This is a genomic window from Portibacter lacus (genome assembly GCF_021533215.1).
GTDB lineage: Bacteria > Bacteroidota > Bacteroidia > Chitinophagales > Saprospiraceae > Portibacter > Portibacter lacus.
This window is the reverse complement of record NZ_JAJNKA010000002.1, coordinates 314,644-335,057: the sequence shown is the minus strand read 5'-3', so window position 1 is coordinate 335,057 and position 20,414 is coordinate 314,644. Positions and strand designations below refer to the sequence as shown.

Sequence of the window (20,414 nt, the reverse complement as noted above, 5' to 3'; positions counted from 1 at the left end):
GCTGATATAAATAGTAGATGCAAATTTTTGAGAAAATGGTTGATCTTTCTTTTTTCGGCTGCTTTGATGGTCTGACCTCCCGTCAGCCTATCAAATGATCATGGGTTATTCTGAGTAATATTGATAACATCGCTGGGAAAAGCGCTGTCATCAGAAAGTTGAATGCTCTGAAAGCCTGACCTCCCGTCAGCCTATCAAATGATCATGGGCTATTCTGTGGAACATTGATAACATCGCTGGAAAAAGCGCTGTCATCAGAAAGAGGAATGCTCTGATAGCTTGACCTCTAGTCAGCCTATCAAATGATCATGTGTTATTCTGAGTAACATTGATAACATCGCTGTGAAAAGCGCTGTCATCAGAAATAAATGCTTTATTTATCAGTATGTATTAGCCTCCCATCCCTCGGGTTCTCTCACTAAAATGCCGCTGGCTTCCCATCCCTCGGATTTGCCTCGGGTTCAAAGCCTATTATGCCTCTGGCTTCCCATCCAGCGGGTGTGCCGCTGGTTCTCTCACTATTTTAGCTCTGCTAAAATTCCTACGGATCGTTCGTTCATCCTACGGATCGTTCGTTCATTCTTCGCAACACTCACTCCCCCATCATTCTATCTAGCAACTCCTTTACCCAACCATCTGGATTGTCGGGCGGGCCTCCAGCGCTACTCGTCATTTTAAGAGCGCCTTCTGAATCAGGCTGTAATTGAAATTTGAATACAAAATTATCCGTGTCTTCATTATCCACAGTAAATCGTCCAAATCGCAAGTCGTTTACTTGAATCCCACCGTTATCTAAACCTTGATAACTGTTATATCCATCACTAAACCAATCTAAAGTCAGCACTGTTTCGTCACCGTCATAACCTTTGATCACTGATTTATTAATCGGAATCTTTAAGATATCTTTTACGATAGGCTCTTTATCTAGAACAGAATAAAATCCAGTATAAAAGTATTCGTCGCCCTTAGCTACGCAATTCCACAAAAGGTTATTGGCAATAGTCGGAGTGGTAATGTACCTTTCATAAACGATTCCTTCTTTGGCTAAAGAATCTTCGAATACATCATTTACCTCTGCCTTATTCCAAAAGGTCCACATCATATAAAGTGAACTGATACTAAGTCCCGCAACTGTAAACCAAAGTCTGGCCTTCTTTCCTTTTTTCAAAAAGGCAGCGATCAACAGTAAGATTAAAAATGGAGCAGTATATAATGGATCGAAAACAGAAATGTTATTCCACGCTACTCTGTAATCAGAGAAGGGTTGGAATACTTGAGTTCCGTATGTCGTAAAGCAATCTAAGATAGGATGGGTAACAATTGTTAGGAAAAAGAATAAATACCAATGCTTAACATCCATTTCTACATTTTCCATTGGATTTTTCATATAATACTTTGTCCATAACCGATAGAAAAAGTAGCCCAGAAGGACAACACTAATGAGTAACACGATAATGTTAACCCCTCCTGTAATGATAAATGGAAGTGCGTTAAGAATACCCGCCATGAATATCATCATCAATCCAGCACCTACCATTGCTGATATTTTGTGCCCTTTTTGTTGGTAATATCCTGATGAATAGAGTCGATGGACAATGAAACTAATGAGCACCGAAAATAATATGGCGAAAGTAAAAGAGTGCATGAAACCTCGATGGAAGGCTAATGAATCCAACTCATTCATAAATAAGGATCCTATAATAACATCTAGATCAGGAATGGTCCCTGCTACAGCTCCCCAAAGCATAGCTCTGTTGCCTAGTTTTTTTCCTGCCACAACTTCTCCTACAGCTGCACCTAAAACAATTTGTGTTAATGAATCCATTAAGGTAGTTTAATGTCAAATGTAAACGGAAATGAAATAGAAAAATGAAAAGTTATATTAAATATCAAGTCCTATGGATTAACAGCGGATTCTGCCTTTGGTTCTCTGGCAGAGATAATTTTTAAGGCTACTTTCGATGCAGATTGCTCTGCTGATTTTTTATTGAAGTCTTCCGCTTCTGCCGTTTCCTTGCCATCTATAAGAACTGCAATTCTAAATCGGTCTCTTTTTTCATGCTTAAATTTAGAAAGCACCTTATAGTCTACCTCTTTTCCAGTTTTCTGACAGAACTCTAATAATTGAGATTTGTAGTTGTCATCAGTGGATTCTAATTCATGAATGTCTAGATACTTACGAAGTACATGGCGGACGATATAGTCTCTAGTAGTATTGTATCCGTATTCCACATAGATTGCACCTATTAAAGCTTCAAAGGCATTTCCTAGCATAGACTTCGAAAGATTTCCTTGAGAGTAATCGGTAAGAATCATATCGATACCCATTTTATCTGCAATCTCATTAAGCGTTTTCCGCTTCACAATTTTAGATCGCATCTTTGTTAGGAAACCTTCAGCCTTGTTTGGATATTTCTTGAATAGGTATTCTGCGACTACGGTTGATAAAATGGCATCACCTAGATACTCTAGTCTTTCATTATTGAAATCACTAGCCGTTTTATCATTCATAGACTTATGATAAAATGCTAACTTGAAAATTTTCAATCTGGATGGAGTAAATCCAACTACAGATTTTATTTTACGAGCCAACTCCTTTTCAGGAGAAAGGTAATAATTGAAGAATTTTCTAAGATAACCCAAAATCTATTTAGCTTATTTTTTTAATCACGATCGAAGTATTATGCCCTCCAAAACCAAAAGTGTTGCAAATTACATTATTTACAGTTCTTTTTTGCGTCTTATTGAAAGTCAAGTTTAATTTAGGATCAATTTCTGGGTCATCGGTAAAATGATTTATAGTAGGAGGAATTAAACCTTCTTGAATAGCAAAGATACATGCTAAGGCTTCTATTGCTCCTGCAGCTCCTAGTAAATGACCCGTCATTGACTTAGTAGAGCTGATATTTAAATCATATGCTGATTCACCAAACACGTTCTGGATCGCCTTGATTTCGGCGATATCTCCTAATGGAGTAGATGTTCCGTGAACATTGATATAATCTATATCATCTTTAGTTACATCAGCATCTGCTAATGCTAACTCCATTACTTTAGTAACGGCTAAGCCTTCAGGATGTGGTGCAGTAATGTGATAAGCATCTGCAGTCATTGCTGAACCAGCTATTTCTGCATATATTTTTGCTCCTCTTGCTTTCGCATGTTCGTATTCTTCTAATATTAAGGCACCTGCTCCTTCTCCTAAGACAAAACCATCTCGATCTTTGTCAAATGGTCTAGAGGCAGTTTGTGGAGAATCATTTCTTTCAGATAAAGCTTTTAAGGAAGAAAAACCACCTACACCAGCTTTAACAATACCAGCTTCTGATCCACCAGCAATGATAATATCTGCTTTTCCTAGCTTAATATAATCTGCTGAATTGGCAATAGAATGTGATGAAGAGGCACATGCAGAAACGGTCGCATAGTTTATTCCTCTAAATCCATATTTAATAGAAATATGTCCTGGTGCAATATCAGAGATCAACTTAGGAATAAGAAATGGACTGTATCTATGTCCTGGTTTCGCGAGGGCTGCTTCTGTAATGTCTTCTTCTATAGTGTGGAATCCTCCGATACCACTTCCCCAGATAACTCCAGCACGATCCAAGTCAATTTTCTCAAGATCTAACCCGCTATCTTTCATCGCTTCCTCAGCTGCAACTAATGCAAATTGTGAAAATGGATCTAGTCTACGAACCTCTCTTTTATGAAAGTGATCCTCAGGATTAAAGTTTTTGACCTCACAAGCAAATTTTGTTTTAAAGTGCTCGGTATCAAAATGCGTAATAAAATCCGCACCGCTTTTACCTTCGAATAACGCCTTTTTATATTCTTCTGCTGTATTTCCGATAGGAGTTAATGCTCCTATTCCAGTTACTACTACTCTCCTCATAAGTTAAATATTGACCTAAAAATAAAGGAAAAAAAATATCCACAAACATTAATTATAACATTTGTGGATATCAAAGTGAGGTTTTACCTCAAAATATTACTGCTGAGACTCCAAATATTCGATAGCATTGCCCACAGTTTGAATGTGTTCTGCTTGTTCATCTGGAATAGAAATATCAAATTCCTTTTCGAATTCCATAATAAGTTCTACAGTATCTAATGAATCTGCTCCCAGATCATTTGTAAAACTAGCTTCAGGTGTAACTTCAGATTCGTCAACTCCTAATTTATCAACGATTATCTTTTTTACTTTGTCTGCAATTTCTGACATGATTTAAAATCTTTTAAATTTAGATTGCAAAATTAACGCTTTATTCCTGCAATCCATAAAATTGTTCGGAAAATTTAACCCGCAATTCACATAACATAGTTCCATTTTGTATCTTTTTATTATATTTTTAAAATAAGAAACCTATTTTTACCCGATTATTGCAGTAATTCTTTTTAGGATATTTTTATTTAAAGGCAACCTAAAAAGATAATAATTAGGCCGATCACAATATAATATTTGACAATATGAAGATAACAGATCATCAAAATACAAAGATTGTAGCAACAGTAGGACCCGCTTGTAGCAGTCCCGAAATGCTTAAGAAATTAATAAAAGCGGGCGTAGATGTCTTCAGACTTAATTTTTCACATGGTACACATGAACAACATAAAGAAGTTATAGACCGAATAGTAGAAATCAGAGAGAAGTATAATATACATGTCAGTATTCTAGCTGATTTGCAAGGACCGAAAATTAGAATTGGAAAAATAGAAAATGATGGATTCCCTATTAAAAAAGGAGATGAAATTTTATTCGTCAATGAAAATGTACTCGGAAATAGCGAAAGAGTTTCTATTAGTTACAAGACATTTCCTATAGATGCGAATCCTGGAGAAAGGATTTTGCTGGATGATGGTAATGTGATTATGGAAGTAGTGGAAAGCAATAGAGTGGATTCCGTTAAAATGAAAGTGCTTTATGGTTCACGACTTTCTTCTAATAAAGGAGTTAACTTACCAGAAACTAGTGTTTCGATTCCATGTCTTACTGAGAAGGATTTAATAGACCTTGATTATATATGTACCCAAGATGCTGTAGATTGGATAGCTTTATCTTTTGTTAGGAAAGCTGCTGATGTAAAGCAATTAAGAGGTATAATAGATAAAAAAGGTTTTTCTGCTAAGCTTATTTCTAAGATTGAGAAACCGGAAGCTATTGAAAATATAGACAAAATTATCAAGGCTTCGGATGCGATCATGATTGCAAGGGGAGACCTAGGGATAGAAGTTGCTATGGAAAAATTGCCTGCACTCCAGAAAATGATTATTAATAAGTGTATCAAAAAAGGTAAGCCAGTAATTACAGCGACCCAAATGATGGACAGTATGATTAAGAATCCTAATCCTACACGAGCTGAAATCCTAGATGTTGCGAATGCAGTCTTAGATGGAACGGACGCTGTAATGTTAAGTGGTGAAACTTCTGTGGGCGCACACCCTGCATTAGTAGTAGAAGCAATGAATAAGATTATCACGGAAGCAGAAAAGAATTATGAATGGACTGGAAAGAGACCGAAACCTAATCCAGAGTCAGAAACATTCTTTTCTGATACCATTTGTTTGAATGCAGCCAAAGTGGCTGAAGACCTAGGAGCATCAGGAATCGTTGGGTTAACAATTTCTGGTTATACTGCTTTTAAGATTTCAAGTTATAGACCCGCGAGTAAAATATTTATTTTCTCAGCAAAAGAGAAAATCCTTAATACATTGAATTTAGTGTGGGGAGTGAAAACGTTCTACTATGACAAGTTCACAACAACCGATGAAACAATCGAAGACTTAAGCAATATTCTTAAAGAAAATCGTACTGTTAAGAAGGGTGATGTTCTCGTAAATACAGGAACGATGCCTTTAAGAGAGAAAGGTAGAACGAACATGCTTAAAGTAACGCATGTCTAAGGTAGGTTAATGATGTTGATACTTGTAGATTTGTAATTTCATAAGTGCGATGCGGCTGACTTAAGATTTCTGTCGATAACATACTTTATCTACTCATTATATAATATAACTGTGACACTTTTTATCTTTTCATAAGATAGAGGTGTCACATTTTTATTTTATGTCGTTTCTTAAATTTTGAATAAGAGATAGTGAGCGAAGAATATTTTTTATGAAAAATTATTAGATAATTGTCAATGTAGCGAGTGGTTAGCTAAAATTAGCCTTCATTTTTTTCATGGCATCATGAACTTGATTGTAGACCGTTCTCTTAGTAATGCCAAGTTTAGCAGCGATATCTTCATATGACATAGAACGATAGAATCGCATAGTCATGATCGTCTTCTGACTTTTAGACAATTGAGAAAGTGCTTCTTTAACACTTAATGATTCTTGAAGTGAACTTTGTTGGTTAATCAGCAACTCTTCATAAGAAGGAACTGATATTTCTAATACATTTGCCGATGCGTCTAAGTGTGTTACTTTTTTATCCATTTTCTTGAGCAATTCTCTGCGCAATGAGGACTTTAAGTAAGCTTGAGGATTGTGAGCTCCTAGAATTAAGGACTCATTTTCACAGAATTTTAAAAATAGATCTTGAATGCAATCTTCTATCAATACCTTATCTGCCCCTAAGTTTCTTCCGAAGAAAATTAAAGTATTGTAGTGTTTTTCAAAGATATCCACTACTGGATTGCATTCCTGCTTAATATTTCTCTGTAAATGTTTCAAATCACAAATTAAAAGTGAAATATAGCAGTATTATTGGACTATTTGAAATTTAAATAATATGCTTTTCTAAATTGGAGAGGAGAACATCCCTTCCAATGCTTGAAAACCCTATTGAAATGGCTGACATTATTAAATCCGGAATCAAATGCGATTTTTCTAATATCAGTCACCTCTTGATTAATGATTTGGTGACATGAAGCGGTAATTCTTAATTCATTTAGATAATTAATATAGGTTCTTCCAGTGCGTTTTCTGAAAAATCTACAGAATGATTCTGGCGTATAATTGATTTGATCGGCGATCTTTTTAATTTCTATTTCTTGATGAAGATGTTTCATAGTGTACTCCATGATTACTTTCATTTTATGTTCTGACTTTTCTGAATAGATCTCTGATGAAATATTTTCCATAGGTAATTTCCCATCTAAACTATTAAGTAATGAAATAAACAATTGTAATCCGTTCAATGAGTCCTTATTTTGTAGCTCTTCTAGAAATGCAATTACACTTTTGTCGAGTTTGTTGCATGAGGAAATTCCCTGGAAATACAGCATGATGTCTTCGAGTTCAGGAAGACTCATTAATAAATTAGTATTCGGATCTGGACTGAAGAACAGACTTAAAGTCTCCACACCTTTCAAGTTTTCATTTTTAAATAAATGAGCCCTATTAGAAGCAATGATGAAAACATCGTCCTGAACAAATGGAAATATATCTGCTTGTACAATTAGGGTTCCTTTCCCTTTTTTAATCCAACATATTTGAATCTCTTGATGTCGATGAAGATGTGGGTAGAACTGCTCTAATTTTTCTTCAAGAATCACAAAAGACGCTTTTTTTACTTTCGGAATAGTAAATGGCAGAACCTTCATGTTTGCATATTTGCACTAAAGATTGTGAAAAAATATGGTTATAAGGGTAAAATATGCAAAGAAATAGTCAATTATTGAATACTTCTATTTGATCATTACCTATAAATTTGTAAAAAAAACTATGGTTAAATGGGAAGGTGTGATTCCAGCGATCACAACAAAATTCAAAGAAGATTTATCTCTAGATATAGATGCTTTTAATAATAATACAAAAGCTCAAGTTGAGGCTGGTATTAATGGATTAGTTATCGGTGGATCACTAGGAGAGTCAAGTACGATCACTCATGAAGAAAGAATGATTTTACTTAACGAAACGAAATCATTCGTGAATGGAGCTATTCCAGTCATTGTAAATATTGCAGAAAGTAGCACCAAAGATGCAATTAGTCTTGCGAGACTTGCTCAAGATAACGGTGCGGATGGCCTGATGGTTCTACCTCCGATGATGTATAAATCTACAGATGAGGAAACAACTGTTTGGTTCGAAACAATTGCTAAGAATACCGACTTGCCAATATTGGTTTATAATAATCCTGTAGATTACAAAATAGAAGTAACATTAGATATCTTCGAAAGGTTGGTGAAGCAAGAAAACATCAAGGCGGTTAAAGAAAGTACTCGTGACACAACGAATATCACTAGAATCAGAAATAGATTTGGAGATAGATTAAAAGTGCTATGTGGGGTGGATACATTGGCATTAGAAAGTATGTTATTAGGAGCTGATGGATGGTTAGCTGGACTTGTTGCTGCATTCCCAAGAGAAACATGTGCGATTTATTATTTAGTGAAAGCTGGTAGAGTCCAAGAAGCAATCAATATCTACAGATGGTTCATGCCATTATTAGAATTAGATATTAATCCTCAATTGGTTCAGAATATAAAATTGGCCGAACAATACACGGGACTGGGGAACGAAAATGTGCGAGCACCAAGGATGGTTTTGCAAGGTGCTGAAAGACAAAGGGTAATAGATATTATTGAAAAAAGTCTCAAAACGAGACCAGAATTACCCAAATATCTCGATCTTTAAGGTGTATGTAGCTTCATGAATTGATATGATTTATGAGGTATTTTTTAACAACCCCAACTTAAATTAATGATCGGATATAATATTATCGGAAAAAAAATTAGCGCGCTAAATGATAAAACCATTCAAGCGTCTAATCCAAAAAACCAAGAACAGTTAGAAGGTGAATTTCACGTAGCAACAACTGAAGAGGCTGATGAGGCAATTCAAAAAGCGAAAGCTGTTGCTCGTGAATATGCGAACTTGCCAAGTTCAAAGAAAGCCTTATTCTTGAGGACTATTGCTGATAATATTGAAAAGCTTTCTTCGAAACTTATAGATAGAGTTGTTGCAGAAAGTGGCCTTCCTGAAGGTCGTGTTACTGGAGAGCGAGGAAGGACTTGTGGTCAACTTCGATTTTTCGCAGATAAAATAGAAGAAGGATCATGGGTGAATGCTATTGTAGATCGAGGTGATGTAGATATTCGTCAGTGCTTACAACCGCTAGGCCCTGTTGTTGTTTTCACAGCAAGTAATTTTCCACTAGCATTTTCTACTGCAGGTGGTGATACTGCTTCAGCATTAGCATCTGGATGTCCGGTTATTGTTAAGGCGCATGAGTCACACCTAGGAACTAACAATTTAGTAGCAGAATGTATCATGGCGGCAGCGATAGAATGTGGACTTCCAGATGGTGTATTCTCATCCTTAAATGGTGCTGGATATGAACTTGGAAGTTATCTAGTGAAGCATCCAGATGTGCAAGCTGTTGCATTTACAGGATCTTATGGAGGAGGAAAAGCACTGTATGATTTAGCGCAGTCAAGACCTCACCCTATACCTGTTTTTTCTGAAATGGGGAGCGTGAATCCGATTTTTGTTTTGCCTCAAGCGATGGAGAAAAAAACAACTTCGTGGGCTGAAGCAATTGCTTCTTCAGTAAATCTAGGTGCAGGTCAATTTTGTACTAACCCTGGAATTATTGTTGTTGAACGAAATGAATTTCTAACTGCATTTTCAGATCAATTAGTTGATGCGTTCAGCAGACTGCAAGCTGCTACCATGCTGAACAAAGGTATTCATGCTAATTATAATAAAGCGAAGTATTCTAAATCTCAGGAAAGCGGGGTGAAGATTAAATACATTGAGATCGATGATGATAAAGCGTCTCTTAGTGCACACCCGTGCCTACTAGAGGTTAGTTATGCTGATTATAGCAAAAATCCAAAACTAAGCCAAGAGGTTTTTGGCCCTTTTACGATTATGGTGGTTTGTGAAAATCAAAGTGAAATGAAGGAGGTAGCTTCTCAAATGGAAGGTCAGTTAACTGCTTCTATTATTGGCGAAGCAGATGAGATAATTAAAGCCAATGATTTATTGGAAATAGCTGCGAGCAAAGTAGGAAGAATAATAATTAATGGCATGCCAACTGGTGTCGCTGTATGCGAAGCGATGAATCATGGAGGACCTTTTCCAGCAACTACGGATCCGCGATTTACATCCGTAGGTGGTAATGCCATTTATAGATTTGTGAGACCTGTATGTTACCAAGGATTTCCAGATGAATTGCTGCCAGATGCATTGAAAGAAGCAAATCCACTTGGTATTCGGAGATTAGAAAATGGTGAATATAAATAATGAAAAAGAAGTTCTTTTGTGTTGATGCTCACACTTGCGGAAATCCAGTCCGATTAGTTGCTGGAGGTGGTCCTCTTTTAGAAGGGCAGAATATGGGCGAAAAGCGAATGCATTTTCTGAAGGAATTTGATTGGATACGGAAGGGATTAATGTTTGAACCGAGAGGACACGATATGATGTCTGGAAGTATCTTGTATCCACCATCTGATCCAGCGAATGATATTGCTGTTCTATTTATTGAAACTTCAGGTTGCCTGCCGATGTGTGGTCACGGCACCATTGGGACAGTTACGATTGCAATAGAAGAAGGACTTGTGATTCCTAAAGTTAAGGGAAAGCTCAATATTGAAACTCCCGCTGGATTAGTAAAAATTACGTACCGCGAAGAAGGTGGAAAGGTGAAGTCAGTGAAGTTGGTCAATGTAGCATCCTTTCTGTACAAGGAAAATTTAGTCGTCGAATGTCCAGATCTAGGAACATTAAAGGTAGATGTGGCTTATGGTGGAAATTTTTATGCCATTGTAGACCCGCATGAAAACTTTTCAGGTATTCAAGATTATACGGCAGGAGACTTAATTAGATGGAGCCCGATTATTAGACAAAGACTCAATGAGAAATACGAATTCCTTCATCCGGAAGATCCTAAGATTAATGGATTAAGTCATTTGCTGTGGACTGGTGATACATTAGATTCAGAATCTACAGCAAGGAATGCAGTGTTTTATGGAGATAAAGCGATAGATCGCTCACCGTGTGGAACAGGAACGAGTGCAAGAATGGCTCAGTGGGCTGCAAAAGGTAAACTTTCCGAAGGCGATCATTTTATTCATGAGAGTATTATCGGGAGTAAATTTATAGGAACGATAGAAGGTAGGACAAAATGTGGTCCTTACGAAGCAATCTATCCAGGAATAGAAGGTTGGGCTCGCATAACAGGGTACAATACCATATTAATTGATGACGAAGATGATCCTTATGCTTATGGATTTCAGGTAGTATAGGTTTTTAATTGATATGAGCAAAAAAGTAACAATTATTGGCGGAGGAGTGAATGGGATTTGTTCCGCTTTCTACCTACAAAAGTCAGGTTTTGAAATTGAAATCATAGATCCAACCTTCAGTGATGCAGGGACTTCCTATGGAAATGCGGGGATGGTTGTGCCTTCGCATTTTATGCCGATGGCTTCTCCTGGGATTATAGCGAAAGGGATGAAGTGGATGTTTGATTCCTCCAGTCCTTTCTACATAAGACCTAGAATGGACCTCCGACTCTTACAATGGTTGTGGAGGTTTAATAAATCTTGTAATACGGCACATGTTGAAAATAGTCAAAAACTGATTTGGCAATATAACGAGCTAAGTAAGCAAGAATATAAGAAAATCTATAAGGAAGAACAGCTTGAGTTTGATTTCAAGGAACAAGGACTTCTGATGCTCTATAAGAACGAAAAGAGCAAAAATGAAGAGGTTGAAATCGCCGAACATGCTGAACAGCTTGGGTTAAAAGTAGAGATTTTGGATCAGCAAGGTGTTCAAGCATTGAATCCAAATGTAGAGATAGAGGTATTAGGTGGAGTTTATTATCCAGGAGATGCGCATTTATATTCTAATCGTTTCATGAGTGAAATGATTAGCCTGTTGAAAAGCAAGGGTGTTACCTTTATTCAGGACCGAGTCGTCGGCGGTGTAGTTCAAAATAATAAGGTAAAGGAAATCAGATTAGATAACGGTGGAATACGAAGCATTGATCAACTAGTGGTTACAGCTGGAACATGGTCTTGGAAAATCTTAAAGCAATTAGGTGTTAAATTACTTTTAGAAGATGGAAAAGGATATTCAATTACGCAGAAAAACATTGACCTAAAACCCTCTATTCCTTCCATCCTTACAGATGAAAAAGTTGCGATTACTCCTATGGCGAGTGACTTAAGAATTACGGGGACACTTGAGATTAGTGGAATTTCTACTGGTATTAACAAGAAAAGAGTGCAAGGTTTTTTAGATGCAGTTCCAAGATATTTTCCTGAGATCAAGACATCTCTGCCAGCAGATCAGCAACAAATATGGACAGGATATAGGCCTTTGAGTTTTGACGGTGTTCCGTATGTGGGAAGGTCTAGTCAGTTGAATAACTTGACAGTTGCAACCGGACATGGAATGATGGGCATGAGCTTAGGACCTGGAACTGGGAAATTAGTCAGTGAAATCCTTCTTGGATTGCCTACTTCTCTTGAAGTAGAACTAATGAAGATAGAACGGTAGATCTTGATCTTAACTTCTTGCAAGAGAATTAACTTTAACGCACGTTAAAGTTTTAGAAGAAAAATCCTGCAGTAAAAGTTAACCAATTATACTTAGAATCATCATACTTGTGCGCATTAGAAAGTCCATATTCGTAGGTCACATCTAATGTTATCCAGTATATATCTATTCCAATTCCAGCGTGGGCGCCGAAAAAATAATCATTGACATAATCGAAATTGATGTCTCTTGCGTTTTTGTCGATTTTCCAAAAGTAATGAGCATCTGCACCAGTATACATTCTTAACTTGAGAATATATGCTAATCTATATTCAAGGCCAATATTAAAAGGCATAGAAAGCAAGTGGTAGTTCTCTTCTTTATTGAAAAAGTTTGCATTCGAAGAAGGCATCATAGAAAACCTGGTGTATTTGAATCCAGGACCTGCCACGAAAGAGCCATCTTTTAGGCGGGCACGAATACCTACAGAATATCCGTAATGAGATAAACCCTCACCAGTTATATTCGTATTTGTATTGTTTAATGTAGTAAGCCCAGTATATATTTTAGCTCCTCCTTGTCCATAAGAAAGAGTACAAATAAAAACCAAGAAAAGGGCAGCCACTAATTTTTTCATAAATTATAGTTTGAGCGGAAAATAAAGTGGTTCAAAGGGGGAACTACTACTATAGACGTTTAAAAATCTCCGCTCACCTACATGTAGGGCATATTCTATGCCACTTATGTCATGCATTTGCTATTTTTACATCATAATTTACAAAAAATAATTTATGTATCCTGACTTATCTTACATTCTACATGACCTTTTCGGCACTCCTGTAGATAATGCTTTTTCTGTCATTCAGACCTTTGGTTTGTTTTTGACACTTGCTGTTGTAGTCAGTGGTTATGTGCTTTATCTTGAGTTTAGGCGATACGAAAAAGAAGGGATATTCGAAGGTATAAAGGAAAAGGAAGTAGTTGGAAAAGGACCAGAATTGATGCCGATTCTATTAAGTGCGCTACTTGGGTTTGTTTTGGGGTTCAAGATACTTTATGTGGTTAATAATTTCGCAGAATTTAAAGTTGATGCCGCAGGAGTGGTTTTATCAACTACAGGAAGTTGGATCGGAGGAGTTCTTGGTCTTTTAATTTTAGGGTCTTGGAGATTTTATGAATTACATAAAGACAAGTTAATCGAGCCTAAGACGATAGAGAAAATTGTGATGCCGCATGAGCGCGTTCCTGATATTACGATTGTTGCTGCCATTTCAGGAATTATTGGGTCAAGGTTATTTTCAATTTTGGAGAACATGGAGGATTTTTTAAAAGATCCAATAGGGCAGTTGATATCTGGAAGCGGGCTAACGATATATGGCGGATTAATTCTAGCATTTATAGTGGTTTATTTTTATGTGAAAAAAAGAGGAATTAAGCCGATATACATGATGGATGCCGTTGCGCCTTCCTTGATTATTGGATATGCAGTCGGGCGGTTAGGTTGTCAGTTTTCTGGTGATGGTGACTGGGGAATTGTGAATGAGCTTGCTAAGCCAGGATGGTTTATTCTTCCTGATTGGGCATGGGCTTATGATTATCCTCATAATGTGATTAATAGTATGAATACAGATCCAGTGACTGGAAATACTTTTTATGGCGGAGAGCAAATTCCAGATTGTGGTGGACTAGTTGCAGCAGGAGGGCAGATCCCTGAGCATTGTACCAGGTTGGTGAAAGCTGTTTTTCCAACACCACTTTATGAAGCTGTACTTGCCTCCATAATCTTTATCATTCTTTGGGTGATCCGAAAAAGAGTAAAAATCATAGGCATGTTGTTTTTCATTTATTTAATTTTCAATGGAATCGAACGATTTTTTATAGAAGCGATTAGAGTAAATGAACACTACAATATACTTGGCGTTAATTGGTCCATGTCTCAATTCATTGGACTAGGTTTGTTTTTTATTGGAATAGCCGGCGTGTTATATCTAAGAAAATTTGGAGTTCGGCGAGAATAAGTTGCAATTATTTTCGTTTTCGAACCAACGAAATGGGCTTGAATTTCGTCTTATGTAGTATAAACCTCTATTATGAAAAAGATCATTCTATTTCTTGGATTGTCAATGTTTATCTGGTCTTGTGAAAAAGCAGCAAAATTAGAGAACGATGAGTATTTAGTTTTTGGAAAGTTTAATGGATTTTGCGCTAGCAATTGTACTACCTTATTCAAAATAGAAGGCGGAAAGTTGTATGCAGATGATATGGATCGATATCTTCCAGGTGATGACTTAGTATTCGAAAGCGATCCTCTTCCTACAGATAAATATGAAGAAGCATTAAAATTATATCAAGATATTCCAGACAAATTGAAAGAAACGACCGAAATGAGTTTTGGATGTCCTGGTTGTGTAGATCAAGATATTATTTTGCTGAGATATTTCGATGGAGCAGATAAGAAAGAATGGCAAGTGGATTCCGATATAGAATCAAACCCAGAGTATCTTCAAGATTATGCAGCAGAAGTTTTAGAAGTGATAGAAAAACTTAATAATTAGAGACTATTTCTTTTGAGTCTTTTTAATGGCATCATAAATAGTAGCTGCACTCTTATCCCAGTTAAATCGCTTAGTATTTTCAAAGCCTTTCTTGATCATTTCTGATTGATCGTTATCCGCTATTTCTTGTAAAGCGAATGCAATTTCCGAAGTCGAATTAGGATTGACTAAAATAGCAGCCTTGCCAGCGACCTCTGGCATACTTGTGACACTAGATGTAATAACAGGAACACCAGCGCTCATTCCCTCTAATATAGGAATACCGAATCCTTCGTGCAAAGATATGTAAGCTAGACCTGAAGCTGCAGGCAGAACTTCTCTGGGATCAAACTGGTTTCCATCCAAAAATATGATGTCTGGTGATGCATCAATCATCTTTTCATATTCTTCGAAATTCCAAGCTTTCCGACCTAGCAATATCAATTTATGTGTCTTGTTTTTCTGCTTAAATTCGAGAAACCCTTTGATTAAGTTTCCAATGTTTTTTCTTGGATGTAAGGAACCTACATATATGAAAAATGGTGATCCTCCAGCATGTTTCTTTCTAACTAATCTTTTCTCATCCTCCGTAAATGGAGAAAACCCATCTGGTGTGGCATTGTATGCAACAGACACCTTAGAAGACTCTAAGTTGTATTCTGAGATAATGTCATCCTTGGTGAAAGAAGAAACAGCTACAATTTGCTCAGCTTTTTGATGGAAGTCGGGGAAGTTATTCTGGTAATATTTTAGCACTCGGTTAGGTAAGTGTTCTGGAAAATGAGCATAAGCAATATCATGGGAAATTAGAACGGTGGGAACTTCCGTTTTCATACTTAGATAGGTGTCTCCTGATAAGAAGACATCAGCATTGTATTTCTTTAAAGCTCTCGGTACTGAAAAGTCGAACCAGATTTTCCATAAGATCGGATCTCTGGTCGGTGGAGGTATCACTACAGGCGTAACATTCGGTCCGTATATAAATGACGGATGAAATGTCCTATCGAATAGAAAGATGAATTCATCTTCTGGATGATTACGAACCATTCTTTTGGTCGTTTCATGAATGTACCTGCACACACCTTCCATTCTGCCTTTAAGCAAAACACGGGTATTTACAGCGATTCTCATGATGTACGTTCGAAAACTAACTTTCCGAGATCTCGCTTAGCGGTAAAAACTTTGTCTAATACCTTCGTAATCGGTAAAGTTGCTTTTTGCATGAAAACAGAAAATCCATTTAGCTTTTCTCCTTCTTTACGGCTTCCCGGATTGAATAACTTTCGAATTGCTCCACATACCAAGTAGCTCGCTTGAATATTGATAAAAGTAGCTTCTTTTAACTTGAATCCTTCGCTCTCTGCTACGGCGGCATAGTAACTAGAAGGTCTTCCTACGCATAAATCGTCTCCTTTGAGCTGCTTTTCTATCCTTTCGAAAATAATGACTTGGTCACTAGAAACACGTAACATTTCTCTAAACATCGCTTTCATCATTTCCTCATCACTATTGTGCTGCAATACGGTTGCTGAGAAAACGACTTCTTGTGATTGGTCAGGATAACCTATAGTCATCCCATCTGTTTTATAAAATTCAATTTTATCTGTTCCCAGATTTTCTTTTGCAAGAGAAATCATGGTGTCAGAAATATCCACTCCTGTCAGTTGACTTGGATTATGTTTCAATACTTCTGCTAGATTTCCACCAGGTCCATGACCGATTTCCATTACTTTTTTATCTCTAAAGTTGACACTATTAAGCATTTCTAAAAATCGCTCTCGCTTATAACGATAATAAGGGGTGTCGTCTCCTGCAACTACATTGCCATCGCCACGTTGTTGAATTCTTTTTCCAACTTCGGACCAATAAGTCTCCGGATTATATGTTTTAGCTTCCTCGCTCAATCGATAATATTTTGTGCAAAATTAGAAGAAAGGACGGAAAAAGCATCATCATATCGGATAATCTGATGCGACCAATCGTAAGATTTTATTTTATTGAGGTCAATTTTTGGGTAAGATCCATGCGAACGGATAAGTAATTCCAAGCTTTTCTTGAATTCTGCGGTCGTATTATAGAAGCATTTCAAATCAGCAATATGTTCTGGATAACATAGCCTATTTGGAAGAAGTGGAACATTATTACAGTAAATGGCCTCTACAGCAGAAATTCCGAAGAACTCTTGATTTGATGTGATCGGAACAATGTCAGCCGCCCATAATAACCTTGCATAATCTGAAAAACTTTCGGCATAACCCCAGTGTATAATTTCAGTAGCAAGTTGAGTTTGAGCTGTCTTGAATATATCTGGTTCTCTAGGGTAGGATCTTCCTAAGACAATTAATTCAAATTTGTAACCTTCATTTTTTAGTTCGATTAAAGTATTAAAGAATAAATTCGGGTTTTTATCATATTCCCAGCGATGATTCCATAAGAGAACAGGCAATTTATTTTGAGAATCATTTTTATAGCGATCAAATTTTTGTAAATCTACTCCCAGATAGAGCACTTCAGACTTTTTCTCAATTGCTGCAATCGTAGCTAAATTCTTATAATCTGGAAACTCGCTTAAAAATTGACCTAAATCCTTAATAAACTGATTCTTATGAAACACGGAGTTAAAATAGATCTGGTCAGCAGATAGTGCAGAAGTATAATTGATGAAGGCATAATGGCGATCTCTATTCAGAGAAACATCTTGATCATCAGGACTCCAAGGGTAGCAAAGTTGGTTTTCATGGAAGTAAAGAGCGACAGGTATACCTTGGCTTTTGTTTCTAGTTAAGCTAAGAAATACACTAAGATCAAGCATGTCAGTGCAGATGATGAGTTCGGGAATGAAATTCATTTGCAAAAATTCAGATGCAAGAGTTACCGCACCACCATGCATTCTCCACTTCCAGTGAAATCCTTTTAAAGTGAGTTTTTTAATGTTGTGAGTGGAGTATTGAATGAGGTGATCTAACCAATGTTTATGACTTTCCGTATAAAAAGGTTCAACAACAAGAATATTCATATCTTAAATTTATCCATTTTCATAACTTCATCCTTTATATTAGCAAAAATAAAAAAGATACAGTGCATAAAACAGACGTATTAATCATAGGTGGTGGCGTTGCAGGGATGACACTAGCAATTAAAATTGCAATGCAAAGATCAGATCTTTCCATTACCGTTGCGACGAAAACAATTAAGGAAGAGAGCAATACTAGATATGCGCAAGGAGGAGTTGCTTCTGTCTGGGATCATGATGTAGATTCATATAAGAAGCACATCGAAGATACCTTAGATGCTGGTGATGGATTATGTGTAGAAGAAATTGTGAGGATTGTGGTGGAAGAAGGTCCAGAACGTGTAAAGGAGATCATCGAGTGGGGGACTAGGTTTGATAAAAACAAAGCAGGGAATTATGACTTGGGAATGGAAGGTGGTCATTCAGAATATCGAATTCTCCACTATAAGGATCTTACAGGAGCAGAAATACAAAGAGCAATTAATGAGAAAGCAGCAAGCTATAGTAATATTAAAATACTAGAGAATTTCTACGCCATTAACTTATTAACTCAGCACCATTTAGGTCGAAACATTACAAGACTTAATAACGACATAGAATGTTATGGTGCTTATATGATGGATAAGGATCATAAGGAAATCGAAACTTGGCAAGCAAAAGTTACGGTTTTAGCGACAGGAGGAGCTGGTCAGATATACAGAAATACCACAAATCCTACGATCGCAACAGGGGACGGAGTTGCCATGTTTTATAGAGCCAAAGGGCGAATTGCTAATATGGAATTTGTGCAATTTCATCCGACAGCACTTTATAATCCCGCTGGTGAAAACCCAGATTTCTTAGTCTCAGAGGCAGTTAGAGGATTTGGTGCGATTCTTAGAACGAAAGACGGTAAGGAGTTCATGCAGAAGTATGATGATCGGTTATCATTAGCACCTCGGGATATTGTCGCGAGAGCCATAGATAATGAGATGAAAGTACGTGGAGATGAATATGTATTTCTAGATTGTACACACTTAGATAAGAAAGGATTTATAGCGCATTTTCCAACGATACATGAAAAATGTATGAGTCTTGGAATCGATCCTATGAAAGATTTCATTCCAGTAGTACCAGCTTGTCACTATATGTGTGGTGGGATTCTAACAGATGAAATGGGAAGAACTTCAATTAAAAATTTATATTCTGCGGGAGAATGTACTTGTACTGGGCTGCATGGAGCTAATCGATTAGCTTCGAACTCACTGTTAGAAGGCTTAGTATTTGCTCATCGCATTAATGAAGATGTTCAGAATGTTATAGATCAGATATCATTTATCGATGGTATTCCGAAGTGGGATGCTCAGGGCACTACAGAGCCGAATGAGATGGTCTTGATTACACAGAGTTGGAAAGAGCTAAAAGAAATTATGTCAAGTTATGTGGGGATTGTTAGGACAGATGTAAGGATAAAACGTGCAATGGATCGACTATACTTACTATACTCTGAAACAGAAGAATTATATAATTCATCCATTCTATCACCGCAATTATGTGAGCTGCGTAATCTAATTACCATTGGTTATTTAGTAACTAAATCAGCGCAAAGTCGAAAAGAAAGTCGAGGACTTCATTTTAATACGGATTACCCAGATCAATTTGAATATCTGGAAACAACGATCATGTAGATGGAATTAAATAGTAAAGTACTTGGCGAAGGAGATCCGATCATTATAATGCACGGATTATTCGGAATGCTTGATAATTGGCAATCTGTAGCTAAATTATTAGCCGAAGAATATATGGTCATCTTGCTCGACCTTCGGAATCATGGAAAGTCTCCTCATTCGGAGGAATGGAGTATAGAACTCATGGCCCAAGATGTGAGGGATTTTATGGAAGCGAACTGGATTCATAAGGCAACGATCATGGGGCATTCTATGGGAGGAAAAGTGGCAATGGAATTGGCATTAACTGAAGCTGATTTAGTAGATAAGTTAATTGTCGTGGATATAGGACCTAAGGCTTATAAGCCAGGACATGAACTAATTTTTCAGGGATTGGAATCTGTCCCTATTGCTGAAGTGAGCTCTAGGACTGAGGCGGAAGAATACTTAGCGAAATCAGTAGATGAATTAGGAGTTAGACAGTTTCTTCTAAAAAATATTAGCAGGAGAAAGGAGGGAGGTTACAAATGGAAGATGAATCTGTCATCGATATCTGAAAATTATAATACCATCATAGAAGAATCCAAAACGAATCTAGAATATGATGGACCTACTTTGTTTATCAAAGGAGAACGGTCTAATTACATCATGCCAGATGACATGGAATTGATCCATAAAGTATTTCCTAAAGCTGAATTAATTTCTATTGCAGGAGCGGGACATTGGGTTCATGCAGATAATCGAGATGAATTGGTCAAGCAGGTTATGAGGTTTGTAGCTGAATAA

Annotated in this window: 19 protein-coding genes; 9 read left to right on the top strand and 10 right to left on the bottom strand. The window is 36.9% G+C overall.

Annotated features, from left to right (window positions below; all coding sequences use genetic code 11):
- Positions 1-592: 592 nt before the first annotated feature.
- The 4 genes from L2586_RS03860 to L2586_RS03845 all read right to left on the bottom strand — a co-directional run bounded on the left by L2586_RS03860 (position 593) and on the right by L2586_RS03845 (position 4,225).
- On the bottom strand, positions 593-1,825 hold the full coding sequence (locus L2586_RS03860) for a metal-dependent hydrolase (protein WP_235291470.1): 1,233 nt from the start codon (positions 1,823-1,825) through the stop codon (positions 593-595).
- A gap of 71 nt (positions 1,826-1,896) precedes the next feature.
- Complete coding sequence (gene rnc / locus L2586_RS03855) at positions 1,897-2,643, bottom strand: ribonuclease III (protein WP_235291469.1); 747 nt, start codon at positions 2,641-2,643, stop codon at positions 1,897-1,899.
- A gap of 7 nt (positions 2,644-2,650) precedes the next feature.
- Positions 2,651-3,895 (bottom strand): beta-ketoacyl-ACP synthase II, encoded by a 1,245-nt coding sequence (gene fabF / locus L2586_RS03850; protein ID WP_235291468.1) that lies wholly within the window; start codon positions 3,893-3,895, stop codon positions 2,651-2,653.
- A gap of 96 nt (positions 3,896-3,991) precedes the next feature.
- Entirely contained in the window at positions 3,992-4,225 is a 234-nt protein-coding gene (locus L2586_RS03845; protein WP_235291467.1) for an acyl carrier protein, read from the bottom strand.
- Positions 4,226-4,470: 245 nt separating this feature from the next.
- Here L2586_RS03845 and pyk point away from each other — a divergent pair, with 245 nt between their 5' ends.
- Entirely contained in the window at positions 4,471-5,904 is a 1,434-nt protein-coding gene (gene pyk, locus L2586_RS03840) for a pyruvate kinase (RefSeq protein WP_235291466.1), read from the top strand.
- 249 nt (positions 5,905-6,153) lie between these two features.
- Here pyk and L2586_RS03835 read toward each other — a convergent pair whose 3' ends face one another.
- A complete protein-coding gene (locus tag L2586_RS03835) occupies positions 6,154-6,675 on the bottom strand; it encodes an RNA polymerase sigma factor (protein ID WP_235291465.1) in 522 nt (173 codons plus the stop codon).
- 38 nt (positions 6,676-6,713) lie between these two features.
- Positions 6,714-7,547 carry an AraC family transcriptional regulator gene (locus L2586_RS03830; protein ID WP_235291464.1) on the bottom strand — a complete coding sequence of 278 codons (834 nt, stop codon included), beginning with the start codon at positions 7,545-7,547 and terminating at the stop codon, positions 6,714-6,716.
- Between the two features lie 121 nt (positions 7,548-7,668).
- Here L2586_RS03830 and L2586_RS03825 point away from each other — a divergent pair, with 121 nt between their 5' ends.
- From L2586_RS03825 to L2586_RS03810, 4 genes are all read left to right on the top strand, one after another.
- Positions 7,669-8,580, top strand: a complete 912-nt coding sequence (locus tag L2586_RS03825; protein WP_235291463.1) for a dihydrodipicolinate synthase family protein — start codon at positions 7,669-7,671, stop codon at positions 8,578-8,580.
- Positions 8,581-8,646: 66 nt separating this feature from the next.
- Positions 8,647-10,194, top strand: a complete 1,548-nt coding sequence (locus L2586_RS03820) for an aldehyde dehydrogenase (NADP(+)) (RefSeq protein WP_235291462.1) — start codon at positions 8,647-8,649, stop codon at positions 10,192-10,194.
- Positions 10,194-11,195: a 4-hydroxyproline epimerase gene (locus tag L2586_RS03815; protein ID WP_235291461.1), complete on the top strand. Its 1,002-nt coding sequence runs from the start codon at positions 10,194-10,196 to the stop codon at positions 11,193-11,195. Before L2586_RS03820 ends, L2586_RS03815 begins: the two co-directional genes overlap by 1 nt.
- 13 nt (positions 11,196-11,208) lie before the next feature.
- Positions 11,209-12,456, top strand: coding sequence for an NAD(P)/FAD-dependent oxidoreductase (locus L2586_RS03810; RefSeq protein WP_235291460.1), 1,248 nt, complete (start codon positions 11,209-11,211; stop codon positions 12,454-12,456).
- A gap of 52 nt (positions 12,457-12,508) precedes the next feature.
- Here L2586_RS03810 and L2586_RS03805 read toward each other — a convergent pair whose 3' ends face one another.
- Entirely contained in the window at positions 12,509-13,072 is a 564-nt protein-coding gene (locus L2586_RS03805) for a PorT family protein (RefSeq protein ID WP_235291459.1), read from the bottom strand.
- Positions 13,073-13,226: 154 nt separating this feature from the next.
- Between L2586_RS03805 and L2586_RS03800 the strand changes: the two genes are divergently transcribed.
- Complete coding sequence (locus L2586_RS03800) at positions 13,227-14,453, top strand: prolipoprotein diacylglyceryl transferase (protein WP_235291458.1); 1,227 nt, start codon at positions 13,227-13,229, stop codon at positions 14,451-14,453.
- Positions 14,454-14,525: 72 nt separating this feature from the next.
- Entirely contained in the window at positions 14,526-14,990 is a 465-nt protein-coding gene (locus L2586_RS03795) for a hypothetical protein (RefSeq protein WP_235291457.1), read from the top strand.
- A gap of 3 nt (positions 14,991-14,993) precedes the next feature.
- Here L2586_RS03795 and L2586_RS03790 read toward each other — a convergent pair whose 3' ends face one another.
- Genes L2586_RS03790 through L2586_RS03780 form a run of 3 tightly spaced genes read right to left on the bottom strand, consistent with a single transcriptional unit; the run spans position 14,994 to position 17,985 of the window.
- Positions 14,994-16,100: a glycosyltransferase family 4 protein gene (locus L2586_RS03790; RefSeq protein ID WP_235291456.1), complete on the bottom strand. Its 1,107-nt coding sequence runs from the start codon at positions 16,098-16,100 to the stop codon at positions 14,994-14,996.
- Positions 16,097-16,873 carry a class I SAM-dependent methyltransferase gene (locus L2586_RS03785; RefSeq protein ID WP_235291455.1) on the bottom strand — a complete coding sequence of 259 codons (777 nt, stop codon included), beginning with the start codon at positions 16,871-16,873 and terminating at the stop codon, positions 16,097-16,099. Before L2586_RS03785 ends, L2586_RS03790 begins: the two co-directional genes overlap by 4 nt.
- Positions 16,870-17,985, bottom strand: coding sequence for a tRNA-queuosine alpha-mannosyltransferase domain-containing protein (locus L2586_RS03780; RefSeq protein WP_235291454.1), 1,116 nt, complete (start codon positions 17,983-17,985; stop codon positions 16,870-16,872). Before L2586_RS03780 ends, L2586_RS03785 begins: the two co-directional genes overlap by 4 nt.
- A gap of 62 nt (positions 17,986-18,047) precedes the next feature.
- On the opposite strand from L2586_RS03780, the gene nadB reads away from it, so the two are divergent.
- Together nadB and L2586_RS03770 are read left to right on the top strand one after the other, a co-directional pair.
- The gene (gene nadB, locus L2586_RS03775) at positions 18,048-19,649 is read left to right on the top strand and encodes an L-aspartate oxidase (RefSeq protein WP_235291453.1); all 1,602 of its coding nucleotides are present in this window, start codon (positions 18,048-18,050) and stop codon (positions 19,647-19,649) included.
- Complete coding sequence (locus L2586_RS03770; RefSeq protein WP_235291452.1) at positions 19,650-20,414, top strand: alpha/beta fold hydrolase; 765 nt, start codon at positions 19,650-19,652, stop codon at positions 20,412-20,414. It abuts the gene before it with no gap.